Here is a 15,626-nt window from a genome sequence, read left to right on the forward strand (position 1 = left end):
ACAAACGCCGTCCCCATCCCGCGCAGCACACTGCGCGGGCCCATCACGGCCAAGGCCTGAAAGGGGCTCGACCCGACCGTCATCCGTCCTCCCGGTGCAACAGGATCAATACCCCCATGAAAATGCCGGCGAGTGCGGGAAACCATGCAGCAGCAATGGGATGCACAACACCAGCGTCACCAAGATCCTCGGCGAGCTTGGTTCCCAGATAAAGCAGAAACCCCGCGAGCACGCCACCGAGAATCGTTTGTCCTACACCGCCGAAGCGAAACACCCTTAAGCCAACCACAGCGGCTATTAACACCATGGCCACCAGCAAGAACGGCCGGGCCAAAAGACTCTGAAGCTGAAGGCGGTATCTCGCCGCACCGAAGCCCGACTGCTCGGCATTGCTGATGGCGTCGGGCAGTTGCCAAAAGGACACGGTTTCGGGGGAGACCAGCGACTCCTGGATCTGCTTGGGATCGAGCTTGGTGGCGAGCAGGTAGGTCTCGAAGGTCTGCTGGTCGGAGCCCGGCACCAGCACCCGCGCCTCCTTCATCGTCCAGTAGCCGTCGCCCAGGATCGCGCTCTTGGCCTCGACGCGGTCGGTCAGCTTCCCGTTCCGGTCGAACTCGAAGACCGTCACGCCCGTGAGTTGCCGCCCGCCCTGCTGGGAGGCCGCCGCCTGGATGATCGCCTGCCCGTCCACGCTCTGCTGGCGGATCCAGAAGCCAGAGGTGCCCTGCGTGAACACGCCCGAGGCGGTGTTGAAGATCTCCGCCTCCATGCGGTTCGCCCGCTCCTTGAAGTCGGCGGAGACGGGATTGAACACGCAGGTCGCGAAGACGCCGATGAGGAAGGCCACCAGCAGGGCCGGCGAGGTGAACTGCCAGACCGAGAGGCCGACCGCGCGCGCCACCACCAGCTCCAGCTTGCGCGAGAGGGTGACGAAGGTGGCCATGCCGCCGAACAGCACCGCGAAGGGCAGCAGCTGCTCCGTGAAGGCCGGCGTGCGGTAGATGGTGAGCAATGCGACGGTGACCGCCGAGACCGTGTCACGGTCGGCGGTGCGGCGCGCCATCTCCAGAAAGTCGACCAGCATGATGAGGCCGACGCAGGAGAAGAAGATCATCGTCACGGACGCGAAGAAGCGCCGTGCGAAATAGAAGCCGAGCGTCCTGCCGATCATGCCGCCTCACGAGGCCGAAAGGCGGGTCACCCGCGTGGAGAGCGCGTGCATCACGCGCGCCACCGGGGCCGGCAGGGTGAAGGTGATCCAGCCCTGCAGCACCAGCGCCGAGACGATGATGGTGAGGAGCGGAATGAGATAGATGGCCGGCACCGCCCAGGCGGCGGTGCGCAGCTGGCCGGCGACGGCGAAATTGGCGATCTGGAGTGCCGTCATGATGGGCACGATGGCCGCAAGCGCGAGGCCCCGGCTCTCGCGCGTGGTGCGCGGGCGGGCCATGGCGGCGGCGGCGATGGCGAAGAAGGCCAGCGGATAGAGGCCGGCGGACAGGCGCTTGTGGTACTCCTCCCGGAACCGGCCCGGCTGGACGATCATGTAGGGATCATCCTTGGGCGGGTTCGAGATATAGGCGAAGGACCGCTCGTTGGGGCGGATGTCCGCCCCGCTCTGGCTGCCGCCCGGCGTCAGGGCCGAGAGGTCGAAGGCATAGCGCTGGAATTCGACCACCGAGCCGTTGCTGGCGGCACCCGGCACGCGGCGGTGGATGGAGCCGTTTTCCAGGACGAGGAAGATGCCGTTGTCCGCCTCCACGATCTGGCCGCGGTCGGCCACATAGGTAGAGACTTCCTTCTCGCGGGCGTCATTGATGAAGACGCCGCTCATGACGCCGTTCTTCGCCCTGTCGCGCACATGGAAGACGAGGCCGGGCGCCAGATTCACGAAACGGCCGGGCTGGGCGACGAAGGACACCACGTCCGCGCGCACCCGCGACACCTGATCGCGGAAGGACCGCAGGCTGGCCGGCACGATGTGGATGGAGAGGGCCGAGCAGAAGACCGAGGCCAGCACCGCCAGCAGCATCAGCGAGCGCAGGACGCGCCACGGGCTCATGCCGGCCGCCGCCATGACCACGATCTCGCTGTCGCCGTTGAGCTTGAGCAGCGTGTAGGACGTCGCGATGAACAGCGCCGCCGGGGCGATGACCATGATCAGCGTCGGCAGGGTCAGCGAGGTGATGGCGAGGAAGGCAAGGATCGTCTGGCCCTGGCTCGTCACGAGGTCGAGCTGGCGCAACGCCTGCGTCGCCCAGATCATGCCCGTGAGTACGAGCGTGACGCCGACGAAGGCCACAGCCGAAGTGGAAAAGATGTAACGATCGAGACGGCCCATCAAGACCCGCGCCTTGTGCGCACTCGCCGCCCCGACGCGCACTTTGGAAACCGCGCAAACAGATAGCGGCAAGCCGGGCTTCGTGCAAACCCAGCCCGCATACTACCTCCACAATCATATCGCCTGTGGCTTGCACGCCTCAGGCGTGCCGGCGGACCCGCTTGCATCCCTTGATCCTCAACGCGCGTCGAGCACCGCCGTACAGGCGGCGGGCAGGTCTGCGAGCGTCAGCGGCGGCTTCGGCTTCTGGGGCGTGGGCGAGGGTTTGGGGTGCAGCACCTCGTCGGTGAACCACCAGGCGAGTTCGCTGCCGCAGCCGTCACCGACCGGTGGGGGCTCCTGCGGCCGGCAGTCGGGACTGTCCTTCGGGCAGAACAGCCGCACGTGCATGTGGTAGTCGTGCCCCCAGTAGGGCCGGACCTTGGCGAGCCAGGCGCGGTCGCCCTGCGCATCGCGGCACAGCGCCTTCTTGATGGCCGCATTCACGAAGATGCGCTCCACATTGGCATCCTGCGCAGCGGCGCGGATCACGGCGAGATGATCCGCCGTCCACACCTTGCGGTCCACATCGAGGCGGTCGGGCCGCACGATCATGGTGGCGGAGACGCTCTCGCGCTCCTGCGGCGTGAAGGCGCGGCCAGGGCTGGGGGTGAGCCAGATGTCGGCATCGAGCCCCACCTGGTGGGAGGCATGGCCGGTGCGCATGGGCCCGCCGCGCGGCTGCGACATGTCGCCCACGAGGATGCCGGGCCAGCGGGAGACCTGCGGCACGCTGGCGGCGAATCGCTCCAGGAAATCGATGAGGGCCGGATGCCCCCAGGCGCGGTCACGGGAGGGGCGCATGGCCTGCCAGAGCGGCCCCTGCGCGCCCTGCCGCACGGCCGTCGCCGCCGGCCCGTTGGCCGGAAGTTCGCTCGCGCCCGCGAGGCAGCCGCGCGAATAGAAGCCGATGGAGCGGGTGGCGAGCGGGGCGGCGGTCTTCGCCGCGCCGAACAGTTCCTTCGCCGGCGGCCCGCCGTCCTGCGCGGAGGCCGGTAGCGTGCCGGGCAGCAGCGAGACGGCGACGAGCGCGCCCACAAGACCACGGACGGCCCGCATCAGACGCTGCCGCGCTGATCGAGGATGACGAGATCGGGTCCGCTGCGGGTGCCCGAATCGGCCGGGAGATCAGTCACCAGCATGGTGGCGCCCGGCGTCAGCAGCGCGACGAGGCGCGCGTTCACCGCCGGCTCCACCATCAGGCGGGCCAGCGCGTCCTGCGCCGCACCGGCCCTGGCGCCGTTGCCCTCATAGCTGACCGCGCTCCAGCGCGGCGGCTTTCCGTCCTGCTGCGGGCGCAGCACATAGACCACGTTGCCCAGCGGCTGGGTGGGATCCTTCACCGTCAGGGCGCCGCTCAGAACCTCCACCCCGTCGCGCAGCACGACGAGGCGGCGGTCCGCCCCGCTCGCCACGACGCAGGCCGGGCCGCGACTGCCGTCCGGCACCTTCTGGTCCGCACCGGCCGCAATGGAGGCCGTCACGTCGGCCGGCAGCACAAGGCCGGGGTCGAGCACATCCTGCGGCGCATTGTGACCGTCCGAGATGATGACCGGCGTGCCGACGGACGTGATGCCGTAAAGCAATTTGGAGAAAGCGAGCGGCAGGTGGACGCAGCCGTGCGAGGACGGATAGCCCGGCAGGCCGCCCGCATGCAGCGCCACGCCGGACCATGTCAGCCGCTCGGAATAGGGCATGGAGGCTTCGTGATAGAGCGAGGAATGGTGGTCCACGTCCTTCGCGAGGATGGTGAAGACCCCGGTGGGCGTCAGATGCCCTTCCTTGCCGGTGGAGACGGTGGAGACGCCGATGCGCACCCCGTCGCGATACACGAAGCAGCGCTGCTCCGGCAGATTGACCACGATGGCCACCGGACCTTCGGGCGCGCGCTCCGGATGCCAGACGTATTCGCCGGGCTTCAGAGAGCGGATGGCCGTCTCTTCAGGATCCTCGGCCGCCCGTACGGGGGAGAGCGCAAGAAGCGCCACGCTGCCGCCGAGCAGACACGTCCGCCTCAGAAGCTGCCGCCGATCCATTCCTGCCGTGCCGGACATCGCCTTCCCCTCTCCACCGCCCGCGACAATGCGCGCGCAGGGTAAATGCGAGGTTGAGGCGCGGCGTCCTACTTGTCCTTGTCCGCGTACGGGTTGCCCTTCTCGCGCAGGGTGAGGCGGATCGGCACGCCGGGCAGGCTGAATGCCTCGCGCAAACCGTTGGTGATGTAGCGCAGATAGCTTTCCGGCAGCGCCTCGGGGCGCGAGCAGAACAGGACGAAGCTCGGCGGGCGGGCCTTGGGCTGCGTCATGTAGCGGATCTTCACCCGGCGGCCGGACACCGCCGGCGGCGGATGCGAATCGGTCGCTTCCTGCAGGTAGCGGTTCAGCGGATTGGTGGGGATGCGGGTGTTCCACACCGCATAGGTGGCCGCGATGGCCTCCACCAGCTTGTCGAGGCCGCGCCCGGTGAGACCGGACAGCGGCACGATGGGCACGCCCTTCACCTGCGGCAGCCAGTGATCCGCTTCTTCCCGCAGACGGGAGAAGGCGGCGGGGCCGACAAGATCAGACTTGTTGTAGCCGAGGACCAGGGCCCGGCCCTCGCGCACCACCAGGTCTGCGATGCGCAGGTCCTGTTCCTCGAAGGGCTTGGTGGCATCCATGAGCACCACCACCACTTCCGCGAACTTCATGGCGCGCAGGGCATCGGCGGCGGAGAGCTTCTCCAGCTTGTCCTCGATGCGCGCACGCTTGCGCAGGCCGGCGGTGTCGAACACTTCCAGCGCCCGCCCGTTCCACGTCACTTCCACGGAGATGGAATCGCGGGTGATGCCGGCCTCCGGGCCGGTCAGCAGGCGATCCTCGCCGAGCAGGCGGTTGATGAGGGTGGACTTGCCCGCATTGGGGCGGCCGATCACCGCCACCTTGATGGGGCGGTTGGGATTGGCCTCCGCCTCCTCGGTCTCCTCATCCTCTTCCTGCGGCGCGGTCTGGGCCGGCAAAGCCTCGCAGATGGCGTCATAGAGATCAGAGAGGCCCTCGCCATGCTCGGCGGACAGCGGCACCGGTGCGCCGAGGCCGAGTTCATAAGCCTCCATGGCCCCCGCCTCGCCGCCGCGGCCCTCGCTCTTGTTGGCCACGAGGATGGTCGGCTTGCCCGAGCGGCGGGCGAGCGACGCGAAGGCCCGGTCGGTGGGCGTCAGCCCCACGCGGGCGTCGATCAGGAACAGCAGCGCGTCCGCGTCGCCGATGGCGGTCTCGGTCTGCGCCCGCATGCGCCCTTCGAGGCTATCCGCATCGGCTTCCTCGAGGCCCGCCGTATCGACGATGCGGAAGGCGAGGTCGCCGAGGCGCGCGTCCCCTTCCCGCCGGTCGCGGGTCACGCCGGGGCGGTCGTCAACGAGCGCGAGCCTCTTGCCGACGAGACGGTTGAAGAGGGTGGACTTGCCGACATTGGGACGGCCGACGATGGCCAGGGTGAAGGACATGAACAATGGGCCTAAAACGACGGAACGGGGCCTCCGGCTGGAAGCCCCGCCCGTTCTCTAGCATAGGTTTGGCAGGAGCGGTCATGCCGCGCGGTCAACAGAGCCGCGTCGGCGCGGCCTCACTCCGGCTTGAGGGTCGGCGCAGCGCCGAGCGACACGTTGGAATTGCTCGGCTGCACCAGCGGCGCCTTGTCTTCGACGCCGGGCACGCCGCCCGGGAAGACCTGCTGGCGCTGGCCCGGCAACGGCTTCTTGGTGTCAAAGATGTTGAGCTTTTCCAGACTCTCGCAGCCCGAGACGCCGAAAGCGAGAGCCAAAGCGAAGGCGATACGGATGCGTCCGCGCAGCATGCTGGGGGTCCTCATGGTTTGGCGGAGGGAGCGGCGGGGGCCGGTGCGGAAGCGGGAGCCGGGGCCGCCTCGCCCGCCTTGGCCGGCGCCGGGGCGGTGAGGGAGCGGATCAGCTCGGCCCGCGAACGCACGCCATAGGGCGTTTCCTGATCTTCCAGGATCAGGCTCGCGGTGGTGTTGGCGCCCTTGAGGTCGCCGGCCTTGTACTGGGAAAGGGCGATCAGTTCGCGGGCGGAATGCCGCAGCGGGCTCGTGCCGTCGGCCAGCGCCTGCACGCGCTGCTTCACGTCGGCCACCGCGCCCGTGTCCACGAGGATCATGGCGGCGCGGATGCGCGCCAGATCCCGCTCGGCGGCGGTGAGGCCGGTATCGGCGGCCAGCGTATCGAAGGCGGCGACGGCGGCGGCCTTGTCGCGGGTGGCAAGTTCGGTGGCGGCGCGGAAGCGGGCGAGTGCGCGATAGCCGGCGGGCGCATCCTTGGCGAGCGCGTTGAACGCGGCTTCCGCCTCCTGATGCTTGCCCTCGTCAGCCAGCTTCACGGCGGCCTCGAAGCGCACGCTGGTCGCCTGGGCCTCGCGCTGCTGCCACCAGCGCCAGCCGCTGTAGGCGGCGGTCCCGGCGATCACCGCCACCACGAAGAGGATCACGTAGATGCCGAAGCGGTTCCACAGCCGGCTCAGGCGCTCGCGGCGCAGATCCTCGTCGATCTCGTCAAAAATGTCGGTCATTCAAAGTCCAAGCGCGCGAAGGCCCATCCCGCCGGAGGCCGGCGGGCGGGCAAAAGGGCCGGTAAGGTACTCATGCGGCCCGTTTGTGGCAAACGGGCCCGATTTCGCCGTTTTTTGATCTTTTCCGGTCAGCCCGCCTTGGGGGCCTTCGGCGCATAGACATGCTCCGGGCCGGGGAAGGTGCGGGCCCGCACCTCCTCCGCATAGGAGGAGACGGCCGCCTCGATGGCGGGGCCGAGCTCGGCATATTTCTTCACGAACTTCGGCACGCGGGGCGCGAGGCCCAGCATGTCCTCCAGGACGAGGATCTGCCCGTCGCAGGCCGCGCTGCCGCCGATGCCGATGGTGGGCGGGGCCACCTCCTGCGTGATGCGGCGGGCGAGCGGCTCGGCGATGGCCTCCAGCACGATGGAGAAGGCGCCCGCATGGGAGATCGCCACCGCATCCTCGAAGATCTGCCCGGCCTCGGTCTCGTCCCGGCCGCGCGCCTTGAAGGAGCCGAGCGTGTTGATGGCCTGCGGGGTGAGGCCCACATGGCCCATCACCGGAATGCCGCGGTCCACGAGGAAGCGCACGGTCTCGGCCATGCGCACGCCGCCCTCCAGCTTCACCGCGCCGGCGCCGGTCTCCTTCAGCACCCGCGCGGCGGTATGGAAGGCCTCGACCGGGCTCGCCTCATAGCTCCCGAAGGGCAGGTCCACGACGATGAGGGCGCGCTTCGTGCCGCGCACCACCGCCCGGCCATGCACGATCATCATCTCGACAGTGACCGGAACGGTGGTCTCCAGCCCGTGCATCACCATGCCGAGGCTGTCGCCCACCAGGATCACATCCACATGGGCGTCCAGAAGCTGGGCGGTGTGGGCATGGTAGGAGGTGAGGCTGACGATGGGCGTGCCGCCCTTGCGGGCACGAATCTCCGGCGCCGTCGTGCGGCGCGCCTCGGACTGGATGGACATGGCGTTTCCTTGGATTCTTGTCGGGTTCGGTCAGCCCATGACGGGCACGCCCACCACATAGGGATGGAAGACGAAGACGAGGAACAGATAGAGGACGACACCGCCGGCCACCGCCGCGAGATCGCCGGTCCACCCTGAGGGCGCCACGGGCAGCGGCAGGCCGCGCCGCTTCACGGAGATGCGGTCATAGACCGCCCAGGCGAGCACCACCGCGAACAGCGTCATGGAGGCGGCATCGCCCTTCACAAGAAAGTGCGCCAGCGCCCACACCTTCACACCCACCAGCATGGGGTGCTTCAGCCACGCCTTGATGTGGCTCGGCACATAAGCGGCGACGAGGCAGATGGCGGCAATCAGCATCAGCCCCATGGTGAGGTGGCGCAGCTGATAGGGCGGTGTCCAGAGGATGGCGGGCCCCGCCGCGCGCCACAGGCCGTAGCCATAGCCGGTGAGCAGGAGGCCGCTCAGCGCCAGCAGCGAGTAGAAGCCCTTGTATGGCCCTTCTCCCACCTGCCCCACGAGGCTGGCGCGCAGCGCGGGGCGCGTCGAGACGAGATGGGTGCCGATGAAGATCACCAGACCGAGCAGCATCATGAACATGGAAGGGCCCCGTTGCACGGCGTCCGGAACCGCCGGACCGGCCGGAACCTAGAGCGGTCCGCCGCCGCTTGGAAGTCCACCAGTTCCAGCCGGCGGATGAGGGCACCGTTAGGTCCCCATCCATGCTACAGCTTTCCACGCGGCGCGGGCCTGCGCCGGGCGCATGACGAAAGCGGGGGCAAGGTCTTCTAATCGTCGTGCGGCCATGGTATCGGCCACTGCCAACTCGAAGCGCGGCTCCACACCGAAACGGCTGCAGCCGGGCGCTTCGATCCTCATACTGCGGGCTGCCAGACCGGCGGGCCCGATCAGGAGTTGGCGATGTCGAACCCCCTTTCCTCCCTTAACGGCTCGCCCTTCCGCGAGGCGCTCACGTTCGACGACGTGCTGCTGGTTCCCGGCGCCTCGGAAGTGATGCCGGGCGGGGTCAACCTCGCCACCCGCCTCACCAACACCATCAGCCTCAACCTGCCCATCCTCTCCGCCGCCATGGACACGGTGACGGAAGCCCGCATGGCCATCGCCATGGCGCAGGCCGGCGGCATCGGCGTCATCCACCGCAACCTCACGCCGGAGATCCAGGCCGAGCACGTGCGGCAGGTGAAGAAGTTCGAGAGCGGCATGGTGGTGAACCCGGTCACCATCCACCCGGACGAGACGCTGCAATATGCCCTCGACCTGATGAAGCGCTTCGGCATCTCCGGCATTCCGGTGGTGGAGCGCGGCAACGGGCGCGGCGGCAAGCTGGTGGGCATCCTCACCAACCGCGACGTGCGCTTCGCCACCAATCCGGACCAGCCCGTCTCCGAGCTGATGACCAAGGACCGGCTCATCACCGTCACGGAGAACGTCAGCCAGGCCGAGGCCAAGAAGCTGCTCCACCAGTACCGCATCGAGAAGCTGCTGGTGGTGGACGCCAACTACCACTGCGTCGGCCTCATCACCGTGAAGGACATCGAGAAGGCGGTCGCCAATCCGAACGCCGCCAAGGACGAGCAGGGCCGCCTGCGCGTCGCTGCCGCCACCACGGTCGGTGATGACGGCTACGAGCGCACGGAGCGCCTGATCGACGCGGGCGTGGACCTCGTGGTGGTGGACACCGCGCACGGCCATTCGCGGAAGGTCATCGACCAGGTGGCCCGCATCAAGAAGCTGTCCAACGCCACGCAGATCCTCGCCGGCAACGTCGCCACCGCCGACGCCACCAAGGCGCTGATCGATGCCGGCGCGGACGCCATCAAGGTGGGCATCGGCCCCGGCTCCATCTGCACCACCCGCATCGTCGCGGGCGTGGGCGTGCCCCAGCTCACAGCCGTGATGGACGCTGTGGAAGCCGCGGCCGCCACCAACACGCCCATCGTCGCGGACGGCGGCATCAAGTTCTCCGGCGATCTCGCCAAGGCGCTGGCCGCCGGCGCCTCCGTCGCCATGGTCGGCTCGCTGCTCGCCGGCACCGAGGAGAGCCCCGGGGAGGTGTTCCTCTATCAGGGCCGCTCCTACAAGGCCTATCGCGGCATGGGCTCGGTGGGCGCCATGTCCCGCGGCTCGGCGGACCGCTACTTCCAGGCGGAAGTCCGCGATGCGCTGAAGCTGGTGCCGGAAGGCGTCGAGGGTCAGGTGGCCTACAAGGGCCCGGCGAGCAACGTGCTGCACCAGCTCGCCGGCGGCCTGCGCGCCGCCATGGGCTATGTGGGCGGCGCCACGCTGCCGGAATTCCGCGAGAAGGCGCGCTTCGTGCGCATCTCCTCCGCCGGCCTGCGCGAGAGCCACGTGCACGACGTGACCATCACCCGCGAGAGCCCGAACTATCCCAGCAGCCTCTGAACGGTCGTCTCCGGATCACGCCCGGCGGTCTCACCGCCGGGCGTTTTCTTTGCCCGCAACATTCCCTTGCGGCATGTGCATGAAGGGGCGAAATCCGGCGTTCCGGCGCTCCGCCCGCTTCCTTTCGCAACGGAAGCGGTCAATTCTTTCCCCAACGTCCGCCACCTTGAGGTGAAGCGGAGATCAGGACCTCACGTCCGTCACGGGAAGGAAATCATGCCGCAGTTCTCACACGGCCCCCGCGCCCTGTCCGCTCGCCCCTCCCGCCGCGCCGTCGCCGCGCTGGGCCTCGCTCTGCTGGCGGCCCCGCTCGCCGCTCTGCCCGCTCGCGCTCAAGTGGCCGATCTCCGGATCATGGCGCCGGCCGCCCCCGGCGGCGGCTGGGACCAGACCGCGCGCTCCATGCAGCAGGCCCTCGTGGCGGCGGGCGCCGCCCGCAGCGTGCAGGTGACCAATGTGGCGGGCGCTGGCGGCACCATCGGCATCGCCCAGTTCGTCAATGGCGCGAAGGGCGATCCGAACCAGCTCATGGTGATGGGCTATGTGATGGTGGGCGCCATCCTCACCAACAAGGCGCCCGTCACCCTTGATCAGGTGACGCCCATCGCCCGCCTCACCGAGGAGACCGAGGCCATCGCCGTGCCGGCGGCCTCGCCCATCAAGACCGTGCAGGAGCTGGCCGAGGCCATCAAGGCCAACCCGGCCAAGGTGACCTGGGCCGGCGGTTCGGCGGGCGGCGTGGACCATATCGCCGCCGCCCTGTTTGCGCAGGCGGCCGGCGCTGATCCCTCCAAGATCAACTACATCCCCTTCTCCGGCGGCGGCGAGGCGCTGGCCGCCGTGCTCGGCGGCAAGGTGACCGCCGGCATCTCCGGCTATGGCGAGTTCGAGAGCCAGGTGAAGGCGGGCAAGCTGCGCATCCTCGCCGTCACCGCCGGCGAGCGGGTGGAGGGCGTCGATGCCCCGACCCTCACCGAAGCCGGCCTCAAGCTGAAGATCACCAACTGGCGTGGCGTCGTCGCCCCGCCCGGCCTCAATCCGGAGCAGGTGAAGACCCTCACCGCGACGGTCGAGAAGATGGCGAAGTCGCCCGCCTGGGCCGAGGTGCTGAAGCAGAAGGGCTGGGACGACGCTTTGCTCACGGGCGAAGCCTTCACCGCCTTCCTGAAGCAGGAAAACGCCACCACCACCGACATCCTGAAGTCCGTGGGGCTGGTGAAGCCCTGACCGGGGTCATTTCCGCATTTCACGGAAACGCGGAAACGACCCAAGTTCTTGGTTTCACGCAATTCCTTTCGCAGAACCGCACACGTCTGCGGGAATGGCTCCAGCGGGGGCGCCGCCCGGCGCCCCCCTTCCGGCCGCCTCAGGAGGCTCCATGGATCGCAAGCTGAACCGGCCGGACATGGCGGGCATCGCCATCGCCCTCGGCCTTGCGGCGCTCGCCGCCGTCATCTGGTGGGACGCCACCCGCCTCACGCTGGGCTCGCCTTATGGCCTCGGGCCGGACGCCGCCCCCAAGGTGGTGGCCGGCGGCCTCGCCCTTCTGGCGGTGGCGAACTTCATCACCGCCTGGCGCGGCGCCCTGCCCCATCGCGAGGCCGGCGACTTCGGGGCGATCGCCTGGATCGTCGGCGGCCTGCTGGTGCTGATTGCCCTCATCGCCTTCGACGGCGGCTTCATTCCCGCCACCGCCATCCTGTTCGCCGCCACCGCCCGCGCCTTCGGTCGGCGCGCGCTGCTGGCGGACCTCGGCATAGGCTTCGTGATCGGCCTCCTCGCCTATCTCATGTTCGCCAAGCTGCTCACCTTGTCGCTGCCCATGGGGCCGCTGGAACGGCTGCTCTGAGGAGGCCCCATGGACACCTTCGGCTCGCTCCTCACCGGCCTCTCGGTCGCCATTGCCCCGACCAACCTGCTGTTCGCGCTCATCGGCGTGCTGCTCGGCACGGCGGTCGGCGTGCTGCCGGGCATCGGCCCGGCGCTCACCGTCGCGCTGCTGCTGCCCGTCACCTACAAGCTCGATCCCGCAGGCTCGCTCATCATGTTCGCGGGCATCTATTACGGCGGCATGTATGGCGGCTCCACCACCGCCATCCTCATCAACACGCCCGGCGAGAGCGCCTCCATGGCAACCGCTTTGGAAGGCAACAAGATGGCGAAGGCCGGCCGTGGCGGGCCGGCGCTCGCCACCTCCGCCATCGGCTCCTTCGTCGCCGGCACCATCGCCACGCTGGGCCTCACCTTTCTCGCGCCGACGCTGGTGGAGATCGCGGTCCAGTTCGGCCCTGAGGACTATTTCGCGCTGATGTGCGTGGCTTTCGTCACCGTCTCGGCCACCTTCGGGGACTCGCCTGTGCGCGGCCTTACCAGCCTGTTCATCGGGCTGGCGCTCGGCCTCGTCGGCATCGACAAGCTCACCGGACAGGCGCGGCTCGGCTTCGGCGTGCCGGAGCTGCTGGACGGCGTGGAGGTGACCACGCTGGCCGTGGGCCTCTTTGCCATCGGCGAAGCCCTGTTCATCGCCTCCCGCCGCCATGCGGCGCCCGAGCAGGTGGAGCCGGTGCGCGGCTCGCTCTGGATGAGCCTCGACGACTGGCGCCGCTCATGGAAGCCGTGGCTGCGCGGCACCTTCCTCGGCTTTCCCATCGGCGCCTTGCCCGCGGGCGGGGCGGAAATCCCGACCTTCCTTTCCTATGCGGTGGAGCGCCGGCTGACCAAGCATCCGGAGGAATTCGGCAAGGGGGCGATCGAGGGCGTCGCCGGTCCCGAGGCCGCCAACAATGCCTCGGCGGCGGGCACGCTGGTGCCCCTGCTGACGCTGGGCCTGCCCACCTCCGCCACCGCCGCCATGATGCTGGCCGGCTTCCAGCAATATGGCCTCAATCCCGGCCCGCTGCTGTTCGCGGATCATCCGCAGCTGGTGTGGGGGCTGATCGCCTCGCTCTATATCGCCAATGTGATGCTGCTGGTGCTGAACCTGCCGCTGGTGGGCCTGTGGGTGCGGCTGCTCGCCATTCCCCAGCCCTGGCTCTATGCGGGCATTCTCGTCTTCGCCACCATGGGCACCATCGCCGCCAAGCCCTCGGTGGCCGAGCTCGGCATGCTCACCGTCTTCGGTGTGCTGGGCTATCTCATGCGGCGCTTCGACTATCCCGTCGCGCCGGTGGTGGTGGGCCTGATCCTCGGGCCGGTGGCGGAGGCGCAATTGCGCCGGGCGCTCTCCATCAGCCTCGGCGATCCCATGGTGCTGGTGGAGAGCCCCATCTCCGCAACCCTTCTGGTGGTGGCCCTCCTCGCCCTCATCGCCCCGTTCGTGCTGAAGGGCCTGGACCGCTTCAAGGCAAACGAGGACTGACACTTACGCCAGCGATGCCGGCCACGGCCGGCATCGGCGGATCTCAGTCCAGTTCCATGCGGTAGCGCACATGGTCATCTACGGCGACATAGCTGTCATAGAGCCGGCGGGCGGTCGCATTGGTGTCGCGTGTGTGCCAGTAGAGGTCGGTCCAGCCCTGCGCGCGGCAATGGGCCACGAGATGGTCGAGGATGGCGCGGCCGACGCCGCCGCCGCGGGCCGCCGGGTCCACATACAGGTCTTCGAGATAGCACACGCCGGTAAGGCTCCAGGTGCCCTCGTGGTGGACGCAGAGCGCCATGCCGACCAACCGGCCATCCTCTTCCGCGAGGAGACCGAAGACGGGCGAGGCGGGATCGAGCACCCGCCTCCAGGTATGGGCCGTCACCTCTTCCGGGACGTCCGCATTGTAGAAGTCGTTATAGCCCGCCCAGAGCTGGCGCCATGCCGCCTCGTCCGCCGCCTCGGGCGCCCGCACCACCACCGACATGACCTGCCCTCCCCCGCGCCGCCCAGCGGACGCCCAAACGAAAAAGGCGCGCCACCGGGGCGCGCCTTTGATGCAAACGTCGAACCGGCCGGCTCAGCGCTGGGCGTTGGCCTGCGCGCCGCCGCTCTTCGGCAGGATGACCACCTTGGTGCCCACGTTCACGCGGGTGTAGAGGTCTTCCACGTCGTTGTTGAGCATGCGGAAGCAGCCCGACGACACGAACTTGCCGATGGTCTGCGGCTCGTTGGTGCCGTGGATGCGGTACACCGTGCCGCCGAGATACAGCGTGCGGGCGCCGAGCGGGTTGCCCGGGCCGCCGGCCATAAAGCGCGGCAGATAGGGCTGGCGCTGGATCATCTCCGCCGGCGGGCGCCAGTCGGCCCATTCCGCCTTGCGGGTGATCTTTTCCGTACCGGCCCAGGTGAAGCCGTCGCGGCCCACGCCGATGCCGTAGCGGATCGCCTTGCCGCCACCCAGCACGTAATAGAGGTAGGTGTTCGGCGTATCGATCACGATCGTGCCGGCCGGCTGGCTGGTCACATAGTCCACCGTCTGGCGGCGAAAGCGATCCGGAACGGGCTCGCTGGGATCCACGTCCTCGATGCGCGGGCCGGACGGTGCCTCGTTGGTGCCGGGCACCACAGCGGCGTTGGACGCATAAGCGCCACCCTGCGGCACGCTCGCCGGCACCACATAGCCGGCGGAGGCGTTCGCGCGCATGGACTGCTGCTGCTCATAGCTCTGCGGCGGGGCATAGCCCGGCGCGGGGGCCGGAGCCGCAACGGCCTGGGCACCGTTCGGGCCCTGGATATAGACGCGCTGCTGGCCGGGCGCGGGCTGGCCGTAGGCGGTCGCCGGAGCCTGGGAGGCATAGCCGCCCTGGGGCTGCTGCTGGTAGCCACCCTGCTGGGTCTGGTAACCGCCGCCCTGCTGCTGGGCATAGCCACCCTGCGGCGCGATGGACATGGGCTGGGTGCCCTGCGGCGCGGCCGGCTGGGCATAGCCCTGCTGGTATCCCGGCTGCTGCACGGGCTGCTGGGAGGTGGGATAGCTGGCCTGCGCGGCCCCCGGAGGCGCGGACAGAGGCGCGCTCTCGACGCTGTCGTAGCTGCGCCTCACCGGGCGCGCATACGGATCGTCATAGCCGGGGACGGAACCCGCCGGTCCCTGCTGCGGCACGGAGGCCGGAGGGGCTTCGGACGTGATGGAGCCGGTCTCGTCGTCCGAGGCCGGGACATAATAAACGCTCGGCACGGACTGCGCGTGGGCCGACACGGCCAGCAGCGACACGCCGAGAGACAGGAGGAAAGTTTTGCGCAGCGTCATGGGATCGGTTGTAACCCCGAAACTGTGTCGAAATTGGAAACGCCCTCCTGAATCTTTGTCCCGTTCTGGAGCATCGATGCAGGCTGTGACCTCAAGGACACAAGGTTGAGTTTGGTTCCGTCCTTCG

General features: G+C 68.8%; 15 protein-coding genes. 4 read left to right on the top strand and 11 right to left on the bottom strand.

The features are described 5' to 3' along the window. Positions 1 to 79: 79 nt before the first annotated feature. From lptG to AZC_RS22215, 9 genes are all read right to left on the bottom strand, one after another. Complete coding sequence (gene lptG / locus AZC_RS22175; RefSeq protein WP_012172844.1) at positions 80 to 1,171, bottom strand: LPS export ABC transporter permease LptG; 1,092 nt, start codon at positions 1,169 to 1,171, stop codon at positions 80 to 82. A 6-nt stretch (positions 1,172 to 1,177) separates the two neighbouring features. Then, positions 1,178 to 2,341, bottom strand: coding sequence for an LPS export ABC transporter permease LptF (gene lptF, locus AZC_RS22180; protein WP_012172845.1), 1,164 nt, complete (start codon positions 2,339 to 2,341; stop codon positions 1,178 to 1,180). 177 nt (positions 2,342 to 2,518) lie between these two features. Then, on the bottom strand, positions 2,519 to 3,439 hold the full coding sequence (gene mepA, locus AZC_RS22185) for a penicillin-insensitive murein endopeptidase (RefSeq protein WP_012172846.1): 921 nt from the start codon (positions 3,437 to 3,439) through the stop codon (positions 2,519 to 2,521). Continuing rightward, the gene (locus tag AZC_RS22190; RefSeq protein ID WP_244421756.1) at positions 3,439 to 4,368 is read right to left on the bottom strand and encodes a L,D-transpeptidase; all 930 of its coding nucleotides are present in this window, start codon (positions 4,366 to 4,368) and stop codon (positions 3,439 to 3,441) included. Before AZC_RS22190 ends, mepA begins: the two co-directional genes overlap by 1 nt. A 134-nt stretch (positions 4,369 to 4,502) precedes the next feature. After that, a complete protein-coding gene (gene der / locus AZC_RS22195) occupies positions 4,503 to 5,864 on the bottom strand; it encodes a ribosome biogenesis GTPase Der (RefSeq protein WP_012172848.1) in 1,362 nt (453 codons plus the stop codon). 119 nt (positions 5,865 to 5,983) lie between these two features. Then, entirely contained in the window at positions 5,984 to 6,214 is a 231-nt protein-coding gene (locus AZC_RS22200) for a hypothetical protein (RefSeq protein ID WP_043879741.1), read from the bottom strand. 11 nt (positions 6,215 to 6,225) lie between these two features. Then, positions 6,226 to 6,942: a tetratricopeptide repeat protein gene (locus tag AZC_RS22205; RefSeq protein ID WP_012172850.1), complete on the bottom strand. Its 717-nt coding sequence runs from the start codon at positions 6,940 to 6,942 to the stop codon at positions 6,226 to 6,228. A gap of 128 nt (positions 6,943 to 7,070) precedes the next feature. Then, on the bottom strand, positions 7,071 to 7,901 hold the full coding sequence (gene panB, locus AZC_RS22210; protein ID WP_043879742.1) for a 3-methyl-2-oxobutanoate hydroxymethyltransferase: 831 nt from the start codon (positions 7,899 to 7,901) through the stop codon (positions 7,071 to 7,073). Positions 7,902 to 7,931: 30 nt separating this feature from the next. Further along, complete coding sequence (locus AZC_RS22215; RefSeq protein ID WP_043879743.1) at positions 7,932 to 8,501, bottom strand: NnrU family protein; 570 nt, start codon at positions 8,499 to 8,501, stop codon at positions 7,932 to 7,934. Between the two features lie 321 nt (positions 8,502 to 8,822). On the opposite strand from AZC_RS22215, the gene guaB reads away from it, so the two are divergent. The 4 genes from guaB to AZC_RS22235 all read left to right on the top strand — a co-directional run bounded on the left by guaB (position 8,823) and on the right by AZC_RS22235 (position 13,683). Continuing rightward, positions 8,823 to 10,325 (top strand): IMP dehydrogenase, encoded by a 1,503-nt coding sequence (guaB, locus tag AZC_RS22220; protein WP_043879744.1) that lies wholly within the window; start codon positions 8,823 to 8,825, stop codon positions 10,323 to 10,325. 216 nt (positions 10,326 to 10,541) lie between these two features. Further along, a complete protein-coding gene (locus tag AZC_RS22225; RefSeq protein WP_043879745.1) occupies positions 10,542 to 11,552 on the top strand; it encodes a Bug family tripartite tricarboxylate transporter substrate binding protein in 1,011 nt (336 codons plus the stop codon). A 151-nt stretch (positions 11,553 to 11,703) separates the two neighbouring features. Next, positions 11,704 to 12,174 (top strand): tripartite tricarboxylate transporter TctB family protein, encoded by a 471-nt coding sequence (locus AZC_RS22230; protein WP_043879746.1) that lies wholly within the window; start codon positions 11,704 to 11,706, stop codon positions 12,172 to 12,174. A 9-nt stretch (positions 12,175 to 12,183) separates the two neighbouring features. Then, positions 12,184 to 13,683 (top strand): tripartite tricarboxylate transporter permease, encoded by a 1,500-nt coding sequence (locus AZC_RS22235; RefSeq protein WP_012172856.1) that lies wholly within the window; start codon positions 12,184 to 12,186, stop codon positions 13,681 to 13,683. Positions 13,684 to 13,726: 43 nt separating this feature from the next. Here AZC_RS22235 and AZC_RS22240 read toward each other — a convergent pair whose 3' ends face one another. Then, a complete protein-coding gene (locus AZC_RS22240; RefSeq protein ID WP_012172857.1) occupies positions 13,727 to 14,173 on the bottom strand; it encodes a GNAT family N-acetyltransferase in 447 nt (148 codons plus the stop codon). 93 nt (positions 14,174 to 14,266) lie between these two features. After that, entirely contained in the window at positions 14,267 to 15,499 is a 1,233-nt protein-coding gene (locus AZC_RS25295) for a L,D-transpeptidase (protein ID WP_012172858.1), read from the bottom strand. Positions 15,500 to 15,626 lie beyond the last annotated feature (127 nt).

Source organism: Azorhizobium caulinodans ORS 571 (genome assembly GCF_000010525.1).
Lineage (GTDB): Bacteria > Pseudomonadota > Alphaproteobacteria > Rhizobiales > Xanthobacteraceae > Azorhizobium > Azorhizobium caulinodans.